Below are 17,509 nucleotides of genomic sequence, written 5' to 3' on the forward strand. Positions count from 1 at the left end.
TTAATGCTGCGGGATTCCCATTTATATGAATGCCGGTCAGGATGCTGATCAGGATATCAGTGTTTCTTTTTTAATGCCCAATTTCTTGATCCTGGAATTTAATGTAGATACCCGCAGTCCCAGTATCGCTGCGGCGCCGCCGGGACCAAACACCTTACCATTACATCTCTTCAATACTTCAATAATATATTCCCGTTCCATTTCCGCCAGTGTTTTAGTATAGTCTTTTTCCTCTTTCACGGTATTCTTATAGATCACAGGCAGATCTATCTCCTTAATAACATTGCCGCTTGTAAGCAGCACACTTCTCTCGAGGAGATGTTCCAGTTCCCTGACATTACCGGGCCAGTTATAACTCATCAGCTCTTTCATGGCCTTACTGGAAATGCTCATTTCCTTACGGCCTGCATTCCGTGAATATTTTCCGATGAAGTGGTTGGCCAGTGCGGGGATATCTTCCTTGCGTTCCCGGAGGGGAGGAAGTGTAATGGGGAATACATTCAGGCGGTAGAAAAGGTCTTCCCGGAAGCGGCCTTCCGCTACTTCTTTCTTCAGATTACGGTTGGTGGCAACAATAATGCGGACATCCACTTTAATAGGCCCTTTACCTCCTATCCGTTCAATCTCTTTTTCCTGGAGGGCCCTTAACAGTTTCACCTGCAGGTCCACCGGCATCTCTCCTATTTCATCGAGGAACAAGGTGCCTTTACTCGCTAGTTCAAATTTCCCGATCCGTCGTTCCGTAGCCCCGGTAAAACTGCCTTTCTCATGTCCAAACAACTCACTCTCTATCAGGCTGGCCGGCATAGCGGCGCAATTCACTTTTACCATTAACTTGTCTTTCCGGGGAGAAGAGTTGTGGATGGCACGGGCTACCAGTTCCTTACCGGTACCTGTTTCCCCCAGTATCAATACCGTACTGTTGGCATACGCCACCTGCCCTAACAGATGGAACATTTTCTGCATGGCTTCACTGGTTCCGATAATATCGCTGTATGTATAGCCTGTAGTATTAGCCTCCCTGAAATAATGGTTTTCTTCCTCCAACTGTTGTTTGTAACGGTTGATTTCCTCCATCTGCTGAACATTTGCTACAGCCAGCGATACCTGCCCCACTATCTGCTCTATAATGTCCCTGGCATCCCTGGTGAACGCGCCATGTGTTTTGGCGTAAAATGAAAGCACGCCCAGTTGTATATTATCGCAGATAAGCGTGATGGCGGCCATTTCCTTAATACCGGTTTCGTGCTGAACAACGATATGCGAAGGCGCACTGCCTGTAGCCACCAGTTCATCCAGGTCAAATACAACACTGCCTTCCGTTTCCAGTACCTTGTTATAAATACCGTCCTGTATAGGATAGGTAAATGTGATCAGGTCTTTGTATTGCTTGTGATGCTGGTCGGTCGACTGGCTATCCAGCAGAAATGTCTTCCACTGTTCTCTATCCTTAGTGATCAGTGTAACCATGGCATGAGAGAATGTGAACAACTGACCAAGCGTTTCCCTGATCATTGTCATCAGGCCAGGTTTATTTTTTATCCGGATGATCTCTGCGCTCAGAGAGAGTAGGATCTCCTGTTGCCGGATCTTCTTTTCCAGCGCATCCTCGTTATCTGAAGCCTGACCAGTTTTTTTATGAGTTGATTTCGCCATTGCCTGAAATTAGGAGTACTCCGTGTCAAAATTACTTATTTCTGCCTTATTGGAAATGTACAACACTTGTCATGATTTGTAGATCCGGTAATCTGCTTCTTTCAGATACCTTTGATAGCGGAACATCATACATCAATTAAATCTATCATGCTTTATGAAACATCACGCCACTGCTGTATGGTCTGGCCCCGGGAGGGAGGGCAACGGTGTACTGACAACCGAAAGCAAGACGCTGGATGAACACTTATATTCTTTTGACAGCCGGTTTGGGAATGCTCCCGGCACTAATCCTGAAGAGCTGCTGGCAGCAGCACATGCAAGCTGTTATACCATGAAACTCAGCTTTGTATTGGGAGAGGCCGGGTATGTACCAAACATCATCAGGACAACTTCTTATGTAAGCCTGACAAACGGCGCCATTACAGAGTCGCATCTGATAGTAAAAGCTGATGTTCCTAAAATAAGTAAAGCATTATTCGAATCCTGTATCAAAGATGCAGAAGCCAACAGTCCGCTGAGTATGGTACTGAAAGCGCGCATCCGGGTAGAATACGAACTGACATGAACAATAAGATCATATTTCTTTTTATTCTTTCTCTTTGCCTGCGGTTGCAACCGCTGACAGCGCAGCAATTCAAACTGCTACGTTACAATGAAGATTATTCCTATCTCAGTAAAGACAGTTCCGGCAACTGGTATAATAAGATCAAATATCTGCCTCTCTTCCATAAAGACCGTTTCTATCTTTCATTCGGTGGTGAAGCCCGCTATGAATATGCTGCCACCAGTCATGAAGACTGGCAGAAAAATGGTGAAGGGAATAACCATCTTTTATTACAGCGTTATAACCTGCATGCAGACCTTCACCTGGGGCAATATGTCAGGGTGTTTGCACAGCTGAGCAGTGCGCTGGAAAGTCTTAGTAAACTGGATCCCAGTCCTGTGAACAAAGACGAATTGAACGTGCAAAATCTCTTTGTTGATGTACGCCTTAAAACATGGGAAAGGGAGAAAAGGTCTGTTACAGTCAGGGCAGGCAGGCAGGAATTGGACTATGGTACAGGCAGACTGATCTCTGTACGGGAAGGCACGAACGTACGCAAATATTTTACGGGAGGAAAACTCATGTACAAAGCTCCTGCTTTTGGCGTGGATATTTTTGCAATGATGGACGATAAAGTAAATCCGGGTATCTTCGATAATAAGCCGACCCATGAAATCAATCTGTGGGGAGCATATTCTTATGTGATCATTCCCCGGCAGGGCAACCTGGACATTTATTACCTGGGCTACCATAAAGATGATGCTACCTTTGAGGAAGGTACTGCAAACGAGACACGGCATACGGTTGCCGTCCGTTACTGGAAATATGGCAACGGGTTTATTTACAACCTGGAATCTGCTTACCAGTTCGGCACTTTTGGAGATGGTCATATCAGTGCCTGGACCACCGCTGTTGACATCGGCTATTCATTTGAAAATGCCCTTTACAAACCTTCCATTAACCTGCGCAATGATTACATTTCCGGTGATAAAACGCCCGGTGACGGCCGGCTAGGTACATTCAACCCATTATATCCCAAAGGAGGGTACTTCGGGTTTAACCCGCGTATCGGACCCGCTAACCTGATAGACCTTCATCCTTATGGCACGCTTACTTTCAGCGACCGTTTCTCTACACAGGCTGATGTGGTGTTCAACTGGCGTTATTCCACCGGCGATGGTATTTACCGGCCCAGTGGGTCCTTTAACATGCCCGGCGCCGGATCTAATGAAAGATACATAGGCACCGCTTATCTGCTCAGTGCAGAATATGTCTTCAGTAAGTTCATCAAGCTGAGTTGCGGCGCCCAATATTTTAATACAGGCGCATTTATTGATCAGCAGATCACGCCTTCCGCTAATTCTTTCTTCATCAATACACATTTATCATTTAAGTTCTGATAATATGAAAACATTAAAAACAAAACTGGCGGGATTATTCTTCTTTTTACTATTTACTGCAACCATACAGGCGCAGGACCTGCCCACCATTGGTACTTCCAATATTGCCGGCAAAGCCTCCGGTATTGCAGTAGAAGTGAAGGTACAAAGCCCTTCGGCACAGGTCACTCCTCTGCAGATCGCCTGCGTGTTCGAATATACAGAAGGTGATATCACCAATCCTCCTGCACTGCCTGCACAGCTGAATGGCATGTTACACCTTGACGAGGCATTACATGGCATCATCACCGAATTACGCAAGAGCGGCAAGTTTACAGGACATGCATTTGAAACATTGCTCATCACTCCTCCTCCAGGCACTATTCCTGCAAAGCAATTATTGCTTGTGGGGCTTGGCAACAGGAATACGTTTAATGCAGCAGTTATGTACACCGTGGGCAGCATTGGAATGAGAGAAGCATTAAGACTGGGTGTAAGCTCTTACACACATGCCAGTGATATCAAAGATGCAGGTATTGATTCTCCTACTGCAGAAGTGGCGGAGAATGTAGTGAAAGGTGCGTTGGATGCATACAATACACAGTTACATCTGAAAGGGAAAAAGATGTCAGCGTTTAAGCCACTGGTAAAGTTCACGTTATTGTCCGGCCCTGCGTTTTATGCACCGTCATCGGCAGCGGTGAAAGCAGCATTGGCTGCTTATGCGCAATAAGAGATCTTATTCCGGAAGAAGTGTATGTCGCTTCTTCCGGAACAGATCCTTATACAGCATCTGCCAGGCTATGTTTGAACCGGGTGAAGTTCATGCCTGTTTTGGATTTGAAGAACTTACTGAAATGCGCCTGGTTGTCAAATCCCAGGTCAAACGCAATCTCTTTCAGGCTACAGTCGGAATACAGCATACGGCGTTTCGCTTCCAAGATGATCAGTTTATGGATCTGGTAACTGGCGGTGAAACCTGTTACTTTTTTTATAGCGGAGTTAAGATAGTTAGGTGTAACGCTTAATGCATCTGCGTAGTCAGCTACTTTTTTCCTGGTGATGAATTGCTGTTTCAGCATGGTCATAAATTTCCGCGCAATCTCACCTTCTCTTGATACGATCAGTGTGTGGCCCCCTATTCCCAGTTCCCGGGAAAGATAGATCATAAATACATTGAGCAGGCCGGATAACACTTCTGAACGCATCCACAGGTTACTCTCGCACTCCCGCTGCATTTTCCTGACTATTTCTTCCAGTTGTTCCTGCATAGATTCATCAGCCCGGAAACTCAGTAGCTGCATGTTGAGGATGGATTCTTCAAAAGAAGACATCATCTCTTTCAGGTTAGGGGCCAGATAAAGGGAGTCGGGCGAAAAAGAAAGATAGTAGCCACTGGCGGAATGATCCAGCTGAAACTTCCTCAATTGTCCGGGAAGAAAACAGTAGATCTGTTGCCCGCTTACCGGATTGCTCTTTCCATCTGCCTCTATCGTACCGACGCCATGTTTACACCACAGGATCTCGACATTTTCCAGTTTAAAAGCCTGCTGGCCATGCAACGTATTAGCAGCGGCTGATCCGAGGTTAAAGATTTCAATCCGGGGTCTTGGTAACTTTGCTTCGTTGTGGCTCATGACTGGCAAATTTGATTCGGCTATATTAGGCAATATGGATGCCACACGCACAATCAAATAACAATCAATAACTTACAAGGAAATTCAGTCATCGAATATTAGCGACATTTCGTTAATTAGTGAGTCTTTTTTTCGACATCTCGTCAAAATTTCCGGGTGTGACACCCACCCTGAGCGCCCTTAGGCCTGTCAGTCCCTGGAGGTCTTCCAGGTCAAGTTCTTCCAGGTCATTATTCAGCGTTCCCTTTTCCTGCAGATAGTTAATGAAAGGGAGATAATCTTCAATGTCCTTACGATCGAAGTAGATCAGTACGATCTTATCCGGCTGCGTCAGTCGTTCTTCGGAATTATGAATATGTACCTTATCGATCCTCTTTTTGATCATCTGGTACCGGATATTGTAGGCGCCCTCCACATCAAACTTTCTTTCATCGGCTCTGAAGCTGATATCAATGGTATGATTGTGTACGAAGATCAGCTGCGTGGTTTGCAAGGGAATAGGCATATCCGGCAGTAAAGCGGCAGTCAGTTGTGCTACTGCTGCCATGGAAGACAATTGCCATAAGCGGAGATTCTTCAGGTGGAAGTGATTGAATGGCTGATTGGGAGCAAATGCTTGTCCGATGTAGATATCATATTCCACTCCATCCGTTCTGAACTTTTCAAAATAGCAGGGGTATGACCTTTGCAGCTGGTCTTTCTCTGATTCAAAATAATTATTGACTACATTATTGATCATCTGCATGGACTGCTCCAGTGCATGTTTGTTGCCATACACATTACTATTGAACTTTTCCAGTGCTGTCATGTAATCTGTCAGCAGCGCATTATTGCCGTTGTGCTTTGACAGATGCGTCAGGTAAGGCGTTGTCTCTTCCCTGAAGAAAGTCACCAGCCTGTTCTCATCGCTGCCATTCAGTTGTTCCTGTTTCAGCACTTCTTTCCATTTGCTACATTTATAGATCATCTCTTCCTGTAGCACAGACTGATATTCCTGCTGTAAAGCTGTTAAGGTGTTCATCAGCAGGCTCAGATGACTATCCAGGTCGGAAATGATGGCTTTATTCCTTTCCAGGGTAGAGTTCCTGATATCCACGGCTCCATATAACGGGAATACCTCACTGAAATGGATCGTTTCCGCGTTCTCAGGCAGCCCTCTCTTCCTGTCGTGCAGGTAGTGCCAGGCCACTTCATTAAATTTCCACTGTACTGATGGCTGTATGGAGGTAAATTTCTCCTTGATGATATTTTCTATCTCCAGGTTAAATTCGTCTATATAGACCTGCATCAGGCTTCCTATCGCCGCTAATGCAGGCTCCAGCAATGAAACAACTGTTTCATCAAATGTATCATCCAACCAGGTATGCATGGCCACGACTCCTACCGGCTGACGATTATAAAACACCGGCATCAGCGCCAGGGACCTGATCTTTAATTTCCGGAAATGATCCAGGAAAGGGACCTCCATCTCCTTCGGACCAAAAAGATCCTTAGAGAAAAAAGAGTTCGGATTGGAGAAATAACCTTTCGCCTCTCTACGGAAGGCTTCCGGCGACAACCTTTCGCCCCATACTTCGAACAGGATGCCTGTTCCTCCTTTCCGGTATCCGTACACGGGCTCATTATTCACTGTTACCAGCGGGAACAGGTCAAATTCTATCTTATTATTTCCTACTATCGTTTTCAGGGACTGGATAACATGATGATAACTTGTCTCATCATTATCCGGCGTTCTGGCCAGTCTGACGTTCTCAATATTTTCAACAGCTTTCTCCGCAGTAACATCTGATATTGTCACCATCGTTATTCCCCGGAATTTGAACATAGATAAGGGCAGTATCTTTTCAAAAACCCCATATCCTTCTTCCTCTGCCATACGGACAGACAGTTCTGTGAAGTCAGGCGTTGGCAGGGGACCTATCGGCACCACATCCAGGAAATCGGTATTGATATGTACTGCAAAGTATTGCAACAGCCCTGTTTCGGTATTAGTACCGGCATGGTATTGCTCTACCTGTACGGGAATACGGAAATTATACAGCCGCTGCAGAATAAAAGAGTATACCAGCTGCAGGCGTTTCTGATGATATTCTTCCGGTGTTTTGGTCACCACATACTTATCCTGATCCGCTACTGTACCCTGCATCAACTCAAACAGCATAGGGGTACCGTAAAAGATAACTGGTTGAAAAGGGAAACCAAGTCCCCAGGCTACTTCATATTCATCCGCCAATGGCGGAGACAGACAGACGTACATCTGTTCCAACAACTCTTCATATTCATGGATGTTATCAAGCGTAAGGTCTACGTCCTGTACATTGTGCTTTTCAAACAATGCCAGCGTGTGCTTATATATACCAGCCTTGGCCGTTTTCTCCCCTGCTACCCGCCTACGGAGGTAGTCAACGAAGGAATTAAAGGAAATAGCCGCGTCCAGCGGTAAAGGGAGGCCTTTGCTGCCGGAAAGGTCCAGTATGTTTTTTCTCATGGCGTAGATCTCTTTGGAGCGTTTGATACAAATTTAGGGAACATAGGTCATTTATTCCCCCCTAAACACCGTCTCCAGCAATATCCCTGTCGGCGTACGCAAAAAGATCCGCCGCTCTCCCATATCCGGCAGATCCATAGGTGAGAACTTTATTTTCAGATCAATCAGCCTTTGTTTAAAGCTATCATAATCTTCCATAAAAAAAGCGGTATGATCAATAGCTTCTGCAGGAGCATTCCCATTTCTGTCATGATAAAATGAACTGGGTATAAGATGTACTAACGGAGCATCTTTCCAATACAACCAGTGTCCCGGTATAGCCTTAGCAATGGAGATGGGTCTCGGCCCTTCCACCAGGTCAAAAACCCGGATGAAAAAATCCTTTGTTTCCTCCAGATGGTCTGTCCGTAAAGTAGTATGGTCAATGTGCATAACCGTGGCTTTAAAATTATCCTGTACAAAGTTGAGACGACATTGAGGCCGAAAAGTTGAACGAAACAATGATTATCCTGTATAAACTGAAGATAGGTCAAAGTGCCTGTTGCTGTTTCTTAAACGCAGAGGGAGTCTGATTGAAATACGCTTTAAATGACCTGTTCAGGTGACTCTCATCGCTATACCCAAATTCTTCCGCCAGCTGGGATACTGTCTTATTCCTCTCCACCAGTTGCTGGGCGATCAGCTTCAACGCATATTCCTGTACATACTTCTTATAGGGACTACCAGTGGCATTTTTGAAATACTGATTAAAGTAGCTTTTGCTGATGAGAAAGGTATCTGCCATCTTTTGAACAGAGAGCAGATGCTTGTCTGCAATATGCTGATGAATATAATTGAGGATGGACTGGATCTTATCATCTTTGGCAGTAGTGTTATGCTCGCCTGCATCTTTGACGGTAAGCGCCATGATCAGGGATAATGCATTTTTGATGATAATATGCTGGTACGCAGTATCCTTCCGGTGTTCCGCCATGATCAGTTCCATCAGTGGTACTATATGTTGCTTGTTATTGCGTGTAGAAGACAGCTTGCGGTAAGGGGATGAGAGGCGGGTAAAAAGCGCTTTAAACCTGGCATCCTGCAGGAAATCCTGGAAGAAATCCTCATGGAACTTTACCAGACAGACAGCTGTCTTCTCCTGAAAAATAAAGAAGTGATTGTCTTGCGGGACAAGGATGAACAAGTCTCCCTTCTCATAGTTATAACCATGTCCGTTGATCATATGCTGCCCTTTTCCCCGCATGATATAAAGCAATTCATAATGGGTATGCTTATGCAGGGGCAAAGGCCATTTGTCGGTGATCACATAGTCGATTTCCAGCTGCTGTGTAAGGTTCCTGGTATACATAAGCGAAAATTACGGGAATTCCCGTAATTCTCTGTTTCTGGTTAAATGGTTCTATAACGCGGAGGTGTATAAGGAGACCATTAAAAACTTTGTATCAGTCTCATACCGGGCGTAACACCTTTAAAGAATTCATGAAAATACAGGACAGGTTCTATCTTGGTTTTCCCTTCAAACAGCGACATCCGTCCAATACCTGCCCGGAAGGTATGTTTTTCGAGATAGTCCCCACTGCGGTGAATAAGATAACTCACAGAAAAAACATACTGCAGGTAGGGCTCTTTTTTTTCCACTCCCTTCCTTCCTGGTCCTGTGCCATATGCCAGTGTCAGGAAATCGTTCCGGTAGGTTTTCACCTTGCCTTCACTATTCTTTCCGAAGAAGAAATTAGGCTCCCAGTAGGCCCCAATTTCGTGCGTTCTGCCGCTACTGCCCATGGTGCCGGTTATCATTGTTGTACCTACGCTGAAAGATGGCACAAAGTAGTTTTTGTAGTTCTGGATAGCCACAGTCGGAGCGAAGGCCAGGTAGTCGCCGTGCGCATAAATAGAGCCTCCCGGTACGCTGGATGATATGGTATAGTCTTTTTTGATATGCATCATGCCTTTATCACCTCTCACCCAGTTAGAGTTTACATTTTCTCTGAGGCTGACCAGGCGTGCCTGTAAACGGCCATCTGCGTAATTAACAAGATCCTCCAGGTGATTTACAAAGAAACTGATCCTGTAACGGTGGATAGTTTTGGTGCCGGGTACAACCACTACGCCGATGAAATGAACGGTATCCTGTTCCAGCTTCAGTGCGGCTACATCGTTCTGTTGTATCAGAAAACTCTTACCGGAGGGTCTCTCCTGCCTGATACGGATCTTCTTTGCGGCTGGCGGTTCCATTACATAGTCGATACGTTTTACGGTAAGCTCGTCGGCCAGGGAATCTTTTAGCGGGGTTAAGTCCTTTAGAAATATCTTCAGTAATGAATCGATATTTCCTATGCGGGCGAGGTCTTTCATGTCTACCAGCTCTATCTGCATTTTATCGCCTTTATCGAGCGCGATGAAAAAACGCTTGTTGATCTCATTTGCGGGGACGTCAAAGATCCGGTCTTCGTTGGCAGCGGGCTTATTTTCCTGGGCATACGCTATCCCGGTGATGCTCATAAAGAGCATCAGAAAGTAAATGTTCGTCTTCATGTTGCTATTTAATTTTTGGGCGAAGAAGTTGTTTGCGGGGTCTTATCGGCCACTATCTGGCTGGCGAAACCGGCCGGACCGCTAAGACCTATTTTGAATTGTTTGTGTTCAGGATATACATAGGCATTGCCGATCACGTCACCGTCGACGTCGTTGATGTGCACTACCCGCATTTTTTTGGGTGCTGCCGCCACTGCTGTCGTCTCTGCCAGCATCGTATCAGGATGAGGATTTGCCTTTATGATAGGTGGTAATATGACCGCTATGTCCGATATAGTGACCGCTTTCTTTTCCTTCACAGGAACTGTCTTTCTTCTGGCAGAAGTATCCGCGGGTACCGGTGCTACGGCGGGATTCTTCACGATAACAGGCATTTCCGCTATATCCGCTTTTCCTGCATCTATCTTCTTTTTATGCGGATTCGCTACATATGATGCCGGAGGCGGGAAGTGTGCTTTATGTCCCTGCTTTAGAAGAAGAAGCCCTGTAGCTGCGACGAACAAACAAGCCGCTGCCCAGTACCAGACCACCCTCTTTTTAGTTCCTTTTTCGTTCATCCGCTGATGCAAACGGTCCCATACTACCGCTTTATCAAGCGGCGCCTCACCCGGTAAGGCTTCCAGTGCATCCAGTTCACCTATCCAGCTATCACTGTGTTTTTCGTTTGACATACTCAATATTTTGCTGCGTAAGCATTTTTTGCAATAATGATTTGGCCTTGCTTAACTGGGACTTGGAGGTTCCTTCCGATATTCCCAGCAAGGCAGCTATTTCCCCGTGATTCATGCCCTCAATGACATAGAGGTTGAATACCGTTCTATAACCTGCGGGCAATTGTATGACGAGGTTGAAGATCTCTGCGGCCGACAGCTTGTTCAACACATCTTCTTCCAGGGTCACTGTTTCCGCTACATGTTCCGATACCACCACAAATGCGTTCTTCTTTCGCAGGAACATCAGGCATTCATTGATCATGATCCGCTTCACCCAGCTGTGCAGGGCGGCGTCTCCCTGGTAGTTCAGGTCCGGGAGCGACTTAAAGAACTTATAAAAGCCGTCCAGCAACAGCTCTTCCGCGTCCTGTTGATTCCTGACGTAGCGGCGGCATACCATCAGCATCCTGTCCGACAACAGGTCAAACAGGTAGCGCTGGGCGGCGGTACTGCCTTTTTTTGCTTCTTTTATGAGTTCCGGTATAGTCAAGAGAACAGCGGGTTTATACTTCAATAAATGCAGTTTACAGAGAAAGGGTTGCCTGGTCAAATAAATTTTTCTGAAAGGAATATTATAGCGGCTTTGACTATCTTTAGGGACATATTCCCTTACATATGAGATATCCAAGCAAGAAAGTCGTATTCGCGGTTATTATACCCGTTGTATTCGCCCTGATTGCCCGTGGCCTTTTTGGTCTTGCTGAGCTGAACGGTTTTTTTGTGCTGATGAACCTTGCCTTCCTGTTCTTCGTTCCTTTTGGCCTCGGTGCATTAACTATCAATCTTTCTCCCATTGAAAAGGTGTACTCCAGCGCTTATCGTATATTCATGCCATGGCTGCCGATCTTTATCTTCTTTATTGTTACCACACTGCTTAGCATTGAAGGCTGGGCATGCTGGATCATGATTTTGCCAGTCTTCCTTGTGGCCGCTTCTGTGGGAGGCTTTATAGCAGGGTTCATCAAGATAGAAAACCATAAACACGAGAAGAGATACATTTCACTCATTGTACTGCTACCATTGTTCATCTCTCCCATCGAACAACGCATTGCCAAAATACCCGGTCGCTATAAGGCAGACACCTACATAGATATCCATGCTAACAAAGAGCAGATCTGGAATAACGTAACACGCGTAAGGGAAATCAGTGCCACACAGGATAAAGGCTGGTTCACAAGATTTCTTGGGTTTCCCCGTCCTATAAAAGCGGAACTGAACTTCGAAGGCAAGGGCGCTTTCCGTAAGGCTATCTTTGATAAAGGCCTGATATTCGATGAAACTGTAACAGATTACGAGCATCAGCGGAAAATGAGTTTTACTATCAAAGCGAATCCCTATGATATTCCATCTACCACGATGGATGAGCATATAGTAGTAGGAGGCGATTATTTTGACGTACTGAATGGTACTTATGAGCTTGAGCCCTTAAATGATCATACTTACAGGTTGCATCTGTACAGTCATTTCAAACTGACGACTTCCTTTAATTTCTATGCCAGCTGGTGGGCCGGATGGATCATGAAAGATATCCAGAATAATATCCTGCAAATCGTCAAACAAAGAGCTGAATATGGTAATTAGACTGCTGGCTATATTCCTTATCCTTAGCAGCTGTCATAACAATGTTGACAGCCGCAAAATACCCGATATACATATCAAAATACTCCCGCTGGGTAAGGTAAAGGAAAGTTATATAAAGGAGGCTTACGATAACATACAAAAAATCTCTGCCCATGCAGAACTGCTTCCTGGCATAGAAATACCGGCCATGGCCTTTTATGCTCCGCGGAACCGCTACAGGGCGGATTCCCTGATACGCTGGATGAGCAGGCAGGGGAAAGCAAATGAGATATACGTGGGCATCACCATGCAGGATATCAGTACTACTAAAGGAGAATATGCGGATTATGGTGTGATGGGACTGGGTTATTGTCCGGGGAAAGCCTGCGTCGTATCCAGTTATCGCTTAAAGGACAAACAGCACTTCTACAAATTAGTTATTCATGAACTGGGGCACAACATGGGATTACAACATTGCCCTGTTTCGACCTGTTACATGCGTGACGCCAAAGGTGGCGATCCTACCGGAGAAGAAAAGGCTTTCTGTGAAAAATGTACTGCTTACCTGCAAAAGAAAGGCTGGAAGCTATAATGCTTATATCAGCTTCAACGCTATAGCCGCCCTCATCATTGCCGCCACATTCTTCACTTCAAATTTCTGCAAGAGGCTTTTTCGATGCGTCTCTACTGTTAAGGGACTTAAATGTAATGTCCCGGCGATATCAGTCGTCGTCATACCATCAGCTATCAATTGCAGGATCTCTTTTTCTCTTTTGGTGAGCCTTGGCACATCCTTTAATTCATTCACAGAGGGCCTGGACATAATCTCCTTAACTGCTTTACTGAAAGTGACCTGCCCGTTCAATGCCTCGTTAATGCAAGCTATTAATTCTTCTCCGGAGATATTTTTCAGCAGGTACCCTGTCGCGCCATGCTGCAACATCTGCAGCACCATACTGCGTTCGCTATGATTGCTCAGGGCCAACACACTGGTATCGGGCCACAGCTTCTTTATTTCCCTGCAAAGATCGATACCACTGACATCAGGCAGGCTGATATCCAGCAGGACAATATCTACAGCATGTTCCTTCAGAAAACGAATGAAATCTGTGCCTGTGGTAAAACATCCCACAATAGTGATATCTGGCGCATTCACCAGCAGTTTCTGTAATCCCTCCTGTACAATTGGATGATCATCCACAATGGCGAGTGTGGTCTTATTATCCGACATGTAGTTCTATATTTATCGTGGTTCCTTCGTTGATAACAGATGTAATATCCATCATTCCTCTCAGGAAGCCCACCCTGTTCCTGATATTACCGAGTCCAATACCTTTCCCGCTGATGGAAGTATCAAAGCCTTTTCCATTGTCTTCCTGTGTGATCAGGAAAGTATCTCCATCCTGGCTGCACTGCAGGATAATATTACTGGCATCGGCATGACGGATAGCATTTGCCAGTAGTTCCTGTATAATACGGTAGATGTTTATCTGTGTTTGTTCCGGCATAGACGATTCAATACCATAGGCCTGAAAATCTATTTTCACAGCGGCTGTCATCAATGATTCGCTTAAGTCTTTCAATGCTGTCTGCAGTCCAAACTTCAGCAGGTTTGCCGGCATCATATTATGAGCAATACGGCGCAGTTCTGTCACTGAATCATCCAGCTGACTGATTGTTTTCCGGAGTTCGTGCTGTTCTTCAGCAGCTATCTTCTCCACCTGGCCAGACAGGTTTAATTTAACACCCGCCAGCATTCCTCCCAGGCCATCATGCAGGTCCTGAGCCAGTCTGCGGCGTTCCTGTTCCTCACCTTGTAACACGGCCTGACCGAACTGCAGGCGTTGTTGTTGTTCTATTTCTTTCAATTCCTGCTGATGATTCAGCTCTTTCTGCACCAGTAATTTCCTGTTACTACGATAGTACAACAATGCAAATACGGCTACTATCAGTAAGAGCAAGGTGGTTGAAGCAAGAAGTAATATATATAAGCGACTGTTCTTCGCCGAGAGAGCTGCCTGTTCATTTTTCGCTTTCAGTGTAATAATCTCTTTCTGGCTTTCTGCACGCTGGTATTTCATTTCCAGGGCATTGATATCATTCGTAACATCGCTCTCATGCAGGCTATCGCTCAGGTGGCGGGACTGCTTCATCCACTCGTAAGCAAGCTTCATCTGGCCCAGTCCTGCATAACTCTCTGCCAGTCCTTCATACACTTCCAGCCTGCTGCTGCCCAGCTCCATCACTTCCTCATCTTCCGAAAGCTCCAGGAGGATCTGTCTGGCCGGTTCATATTTCTTATTCGCCAGCAATGCTTTGACCTTATAGAACAACAGCTCCTGTATCACATACGCTTTATTGGGACCTTTGGCTGCTGCCATTCCCTTATCAAAGCTGGCCTCCGCCTGTGTATACTGCTGATCATGCAAATAACACAATCCTTCCACCATATAGTGCACGGCATACAGCTCCGATTCCGGATAAGGAGCCAGCAATGTCTTTACAGCGGCGACTGTCTTCTTTGCCTCATCATATTTTTTCAGGTAGGTGTAGTTTTCTCCTGCCCTGTTCAATGCTGCCACTAATCTTGAAGGCTGCGCATTGGTCGACCGGAAGATTTGAATGGCCCTGTCAAAGTAAGGTTCGGCTTTGTCGTATTGTTCCAGGTTCATAAAGGCGACACCTACGCCTACATACTGGGATGCCACAATAGCGCTGTCTCCCGCCTGGAGTGCATATGGAATGACTTTGTTCAGTATAATGTCAATATAGGCCCTGTCATCATCTTTTCGCTGCCTGATGGCCGCGCGGTTTATCCACACGTTTGCCCTTGACTGGTATGCTTCTTTTGTAGTGAAACTGTTCAAAAAGCTGTCTGCCTTCGCAAAGGCCGCATCACTTCTGTCTATGTCGGAACTATAATAGAGATAGCCCTCATGTGCATAGGATATAGCATGCAGGAAGGGATAATGTTTACTGAGCCGGCGCGCCTCATCCAGGCATTGTCTTGCCCTGGCTGTGTCCCTGGGCACCCAATAATATACCAATCCATAATAGGCCCTCGCCTTTAAACTATCGGAGCTTGTTTGATGTAATATGGTCGTTAAGCTATCATAATATCTCTGTTGATCAAGAGGCAGCTGGGCTTTACAACATAAAGAGATGATTACGAATAATGCTATAAGGTTAAGTAAACGGATCATGGTCAGTAAAATTAAAAAAATACCTGGAAACAGGTAGAAATAAATCACCGGTTCCCGGTATTGTCATGCCTAACGGTCAGGTATACCTTTGTTTTCCGATAAACAGGGACGCCGAAAACTGATTAACTGAAAGAGTAGGCATTTTACCAAACTTTGCATGTATGAAATTTTTAAGAAACGCGCTTCTGGCATTGATGTTGGCCTCAACTTTTACTGGTTGTTCTAAAGACGATGATAACAAACCAGCATCCACTTCACACAAAGTAGTATTCAAGGCAACGGCCAGTACAGGTTCCAACATCTCTGTAGCTGCTTATGCTTACGATAGCAACCAGACAACCGCTACCAGCCTTACCGGCACTACATGGACAAGTCCTGAGATCACCGTTCCGGCAGGTACAGTGGCGGTAACAGCAGCAGTTAGTGCGACAGGAGCAAACGCATCTTCATCATTAAAAGTGCAGATATTTGTGGACGGGGAACTGAAAAAAGAAGGTACTTCAACGGGGCAAATTCTCAGCGCGTCGGCTACCTACGGCTTCTAACATTGCGTGACAGTAACATATTCTGTACATAAAGGGGACATCTTTTGTTGGGATTTCAACAAAAAAAGGCAGCAATCAAATGCTGCCTTTTCTATCTGGAATATTTGCAGAACTCCATAGGACCAGATCCCCAATCTTTCTTTCCTCACAGATATAAGTCCCGGACAATAGCCAGCAACGCGGCTCCTTTCTCTGTATGCGTATAGAGTGCCTGTTTCAGGTGTATTTAAGTTGCATACAACTTGCATATGACTAGCATTATCCTTCGTTAATCTTTCGTTCCGAACGAAGGATTAACGAAAGATAATGCTAATCACATCCTGGTTATATACAAAGTAAATCCCGGATATGTCCTGCATCAAACCAGCATAAACCAGCATATGACCCGCATATGATCAGGATCTTCCTCCGTTCTTCCTCCGTTCTTCCTCCGTTTTTAACGGAAGAAAGACGGAGGAAGATCCTGATCATATGCACGTTGCATGCAAGTCAGATGGAGATACTGACATTGTTACCGTAGGGATAAACCGCCTTTATAACGCGATTAAAGGCCTTTATAACGACATAAGAGGCTTTCGTATACATTGTTTAAAACCGCTTGGGATTCTTCCCTAACATTGCATTGTAAATCATGAACAAACATACCCAGGCAGAGGGGTAACCACTATTAAAGTGCTGACCACTGCCAGATTGTTCACCGTTTGTTACTGTGTTCAATGATTAGCCTGGCGGGAGGCCATCATCACAACAGCTTAGTTCTTTGAAATATTGTTTTAATGTTATAATAAGATATCATCTGTTCTTGTAATGAGGAATGGAATGATGCATTACCTTTGCATCCTTTTAAACTCCAAAAACATGAGACACACATTCAGATTTTACAAAACGCTTTCAAACAGGTGGTACATTGATCTTCCCGGCTGGGAAGGAGGTATTGGTGAGCTGGAGATGGTGGAAGGTGCTGATACAATGCTTGACAAGATCAGTGGTGATGGTAACGAATGCTTCATTGATATGAGTGACGAACCTTTTGAGGGATCGGATACGGTTAAACTGGTTAGCGACTTACGCGATTCTATAGGTGGAGGTAACTATATAATGGAAACGTATAAAGGTGAACCCGTTAATCATCCGATGTGGCTTTGCGCAGTTACAGAACATGTATTTGCAGATCTTCCGGAGGCCATTTATGTAAGTCCGGTTACAAACAATGGATGATGTTATAATGTAAAAGGGGGCTGAAAGATCA

General features: G+C 45.3%; 17 protein-coding genes. 7 read left to right on the forward strand and 10 right to left on the reverse strand.

All coding sequences use genetic code 11. The annotated features are described in order from the left end of the window. Positions 1–48: 48 nt before the first annotated feature. A complete protein-coding gene (locus F3I09_RS09990) occupies positions 49–1,656 on the reverse strand; it encodes a sigma 54-interacting transcriptional regulator (RefSeq protein ID WP_149694888.1) in 1,608 nt (535 codons plus the stop codon). Between the two features lie 154 nt (positions 1,657–1,810). On the opposite strand from F3I09_RS09990, the gene F3I09_RS09995 reads away from it, so the two are divergent. From F3I09_RS09995 to F3I09_RS10005, 3 genes are read left to right on the forward strand one after another with little or no spacing between them, the layout of a single operon-like run. Then, entirely contained in the window at positions 1,811–2,221 is a 411-nt protein-coding gene (locus tag F3I09_RS09995) for an OsmC family peroxiredoxin (protein ID WP_149694889.1), read from the forward strand. Next, on the forward strand, positions 2,218–3,600 hold the full coding sequence (locus F3I09_RS10000) for an alginate export family protein (RefSeq protein ID WP_149694890.1): 1,383 nt from the start codon (positions 2,218–2,220) through the stop codon (positions 3,598–3,600). The genes F3I09_RS09995 and F3I09_RS10000 overlap by 4 nt, the downstream gene beginning before the upstream one ends. 4 nt (positions 3,601–3,604) lie before the next feature. Beyond that, positions 3,605–4,312 (forward strand): M17 family peptidase N-terminal domain-containing protein, encoded by a 708-nt coding sequence (locus F3I09_RS10005; RefSeq protein WP_149694891.1) that lies wholly within the window; start codon positions 3,605–3,607, stop codon positions 4,310–4,312. Between the two features lie 49 nt (positions 4,313–4,361). Here the strand turns inward: F3I09_RS10005 and F3I09_RS10010 are convergent, their stop codons facing one another. The 7 genes from F3I09_RS10010 to F3I09_RS10040 form a co-directional block, all read right to left on the reverse strand. After that, positions 4,362–5,216: a helix-turn-helix domain-containing protein gene (locus F3I09_RS10010; protein ID WP_149694892.1), complete on the reverse strand. Its 855-nt coding sequence runs from the start codon at positions 5,214–5,216 to the stop codon at positions 4,362–4,364. 112 nt (positions 5,217–5,328) lie between these two features. Beyond that, positions 5,329–7,704, reverse strand: a complete 2,376-nt coding sequence (locus F3I09_RS10015) for a GAF domain-containing protein (protein ID WP_149694893.1) — start codon at positions 7,702–7,704, stop codon at positions 5,329–5,331. Between the two features lie 51 nt (positions 7,705–7,755). Further along, positions 7,756–8,136 carry a VOC family protein gene (locus F3I09_RS10020; RefSeq protein WP_149694894.1) on the reverse strand — a complete coding sequence of 127 codons (381 nt, stop codon included), beginning with the start codon at positions 8,134–8,136 and terminating at the stop codon, positions 7,756–7,758. 97 nt (positions 8,137–8,233) lie between these two features. Next, entirely contained in the window at positions 8,234–9,052 is an 819-nt protein-coding gene (locus F3I09_RS10025) for an AraC family transcriptional regulator (RefSeq protein ID WP_149694895.1), read from the reverse strand. An 80-nt stretch (positions 9,053–9,132) separates the two neighbouring features. Next, positions 9,133–10,239: a hypothetical protein gene (locus tag F3I09_RS10030; protein ID WP_149694896.1), complete on the reverse strand. Its 1,107-nt coding sequence runs from the start codon at positions 10,237–10,239 to the stop codon at positions 9,133–9,135. Between the two features lie 8 nt (positions 10,240–10,247). Next, positions 10,248–10,910 (reverse strand): hypothetical protein, encoded by a 663-nt coding sequence (locus F3I09_RS10035; protein WP_149694897.1) that lies wholly within the window; start codon positions 10,908–10,910, stop codon positions 10,248–10,250. Continuing rightward, positions 10,888–11,442, reverse strand: a complete 555-nt coding sequence (locus F3I09_RS10040; RefSeq protein WP_149694898.1) for an RNA polymerase sigma factor — start codon at positions 11,440–11,442, stop codon at positions 10,888–10,890. Before F3I09_RS10040 ends, F3I09_RS10035 begins: the two co-directional genes overlap by 23 nt. 125 nt (positions 11,443–11,567) lie before the next feature. Between F3I09_RS10040 and F3I09_RS10045 the strand changes: the two genes are divergently transcribed. Together F3I09_RS10045 and F3I09_RS10050 are read left to right on the forward strand one after the other, a co-directional pair. Beyond that, complete coding sequence (locus F3I09_RS10045; protein ID WP_149694899.1) at positions 11,568–12,533, forward strand: hypothetical protein; 966 nt, start codon at positions 11,568–11,570, stop codon at positions 12,531–12,533. After that, entirely contained in the window at positions 12,523–13,104 is a 582-nt protein-coding gene (locus F3I09_RS10050) for a zinc-dependent metalloprotease family protein (protein ID WP_149694900.1), read from the forward strand. Before F3I09_RS10045 ends, F3I09_RS10050 begins: the two co-directional genes overlap by 11 nt. A 3-nt stretch (positions 13,105–13,107) precedes the next feature. Here F3I09_RS10050 and F3I09_RS10055 read toward each other — a convergent pair whose 3' ends face one another. Further along, positions 13,108–13,743 carry a response regulator transcription factor gene (locus tag F3I09_RS10055; protein WP_149694901.1) on the reverse strand — a complete coding sequence of 212 codons (636 nt, stop codon included), beginning with the start codon at positions 13,741–13,743 and terminating at the stop codon, positions 13,108–13,110. Continuing rightward, positions 13,733–15,715 (reverse strand): sensor histidine kinase, encoded by a 1,983-nt coding sequence (locus F3I09_RS10060; RefSeq protein WP_149694902.1) that lies wholly within the window; start codon positions 15,713–15,715, stop codon positions 13,733–13,735. The genes F3I09_RS10055 and F3I09_RS10060 overlap by 11 nt, the downstream gene beginning before the upstream one ends. Before the next feature lie 161 nt (positions 15,716–15,876). Here F3I09_RS10060 and F3I09_RS10065 point away from each other — a divergent pair, with 161 nt between their 5' ends. Both F3I09_RS10065 and F3I09_RS10070 read left to right on the forward strand, forming a co-directional pair. Then, positions 15,877–16,260, forward strand: coding sequence for a hypothetical protein (locus tag F3I09_RS10065; protein ID WP_149694903.1), 384 nt, complete (start codon positions 15,877–15,879; stop codon positions 16,258–16,260). An 858-nt stretch (positions 16,261–17,118) separates the two neighbouring features. After that, positions 17,119–17,478 (forward strand): DUF6717 family protein, encoded by a 360-nt coding sequence (locus F3I09_RS10070; protein ID WP_149694904.1) that lies wholly within the window; start codon positions 17,119–17,121, stop codon positions 17,476–17,478. Positions 17,479–17,509 lie beyond the last annotated feature (31 nt).

This window comes from Chitinophaga sp. CF418, assembly GCF_900142925.1.
Taxonomy (GTDB): Bacteria; Bacteroidota; Bacteroidia; order Chitinophagales; family Chitinophagaceae; genus Chitinophaga.

Coding starts and splice junctions, on each gene's coding strand:
- F3I09_RS09990 (WP_149694888.1), bottom strand. CDS start 1,656: ATGGCGAAATCAACTCATAAAAAAACTGGTCAGGCTTCAGATAACGAG.
- F3I09_RS09995 (WP_149694889.1), top strand. CDS start 1,811: ATGAAACATCACGCCACTGCTGTATGGTCTGGCCCCGGGAGGGAGGGC.
- F3I09_RS10000 (WP_149694890.1), top strand. CDS start 2,218: ATGAACAATAAGATCATATTTCTTTTTATTCTTTCTCTTTGCCTGCGG.
- F3I09_RS10005 (WP_149694891.1), top strand. CDS start 3,605: ATGAAAACATTAAAAACAAAACTGGCGGGATTATTCTTCTTTTTACTA.
- F3I09_RS10010 (WP_149694892.1), bottom strand. CDS start 5,216: ATGAGCCACAACGAAGCAAAGTTACCAAGACCCCGGATTGAAATCTTT.
- F3I09_RS10015 (WP_149694893.1), bottom strand. CDS start 7,704: ATGAGAAAAAACATACTGGACCTTTCCGGCAGCAAAGGCCTCCCTTTA.
- F3I09_RS10020 (WP_149694894.1), bottom strand. CDS start 8,136: ATGCACATTGACCATACTACTTTACGGACAGACCATCTGGAGGAAACA.
- F3I09_RS10025 (WP_149694895.1), bottom strand. CDS start 9,052: ATGTATACCAGGAACCTTACACAGCAGCTGGAAATCGACTATGTGATC.
- F3I09_RS10030 (WP_149694896.1), bottom strand. CDS start 10,239: ATGAAGACGAACATTTACTTTCTGATGCTCTTTATGAGCATCACCGGG.
- F3I09_RS10035 (WP_149694897.1), bottom strand. CDS start 10,910: ATGTCAAACGAAAAACACAGTGATAGCTGGATAGGTGAACTGGATGCA.
- F3I09_RS10045 (WP_149694899.1), top strand. CDS start 11,568: ATGAGATATCCAAGCAAGAAAGTCGTATTCGCGGTTATTATACCCGTT.
- F3I09_RS10050 (WP_149694900.1), top strand. CDS start 12,523: ATGGTAATTAGACTGCTGGCTATATTCCTTATCCTTAGCAGCTGTCAT.
- F3I09_RS10055 (WP_149694901.1), bottom strand. CDS start 13,743: ATGTCGGATAATAAGACCACACTCGCCATTGTGGATGATCATCCAATT.
- F3I09_RS10060 (WP_149694902.1), bottom strand. CDS start 15,715: ATGATCCGTTTACTTAACCTTATAGCATTATTCGTAATCATCTCTTTA.
- F3I09_RS10065 (WP_149694903.1), top strand. CDS start 15,877: ATGAAATTTTTAAGAAACGCGCTTCTGGCATTGATGTTGGCCTCAACT.
- F3I09_RS10070 (WP_149694904.1), top strand. CDS start 17,119: ATGAGACACACATTCAGATTTTACAAAACGCTTTCAAACAGGTGGTAC.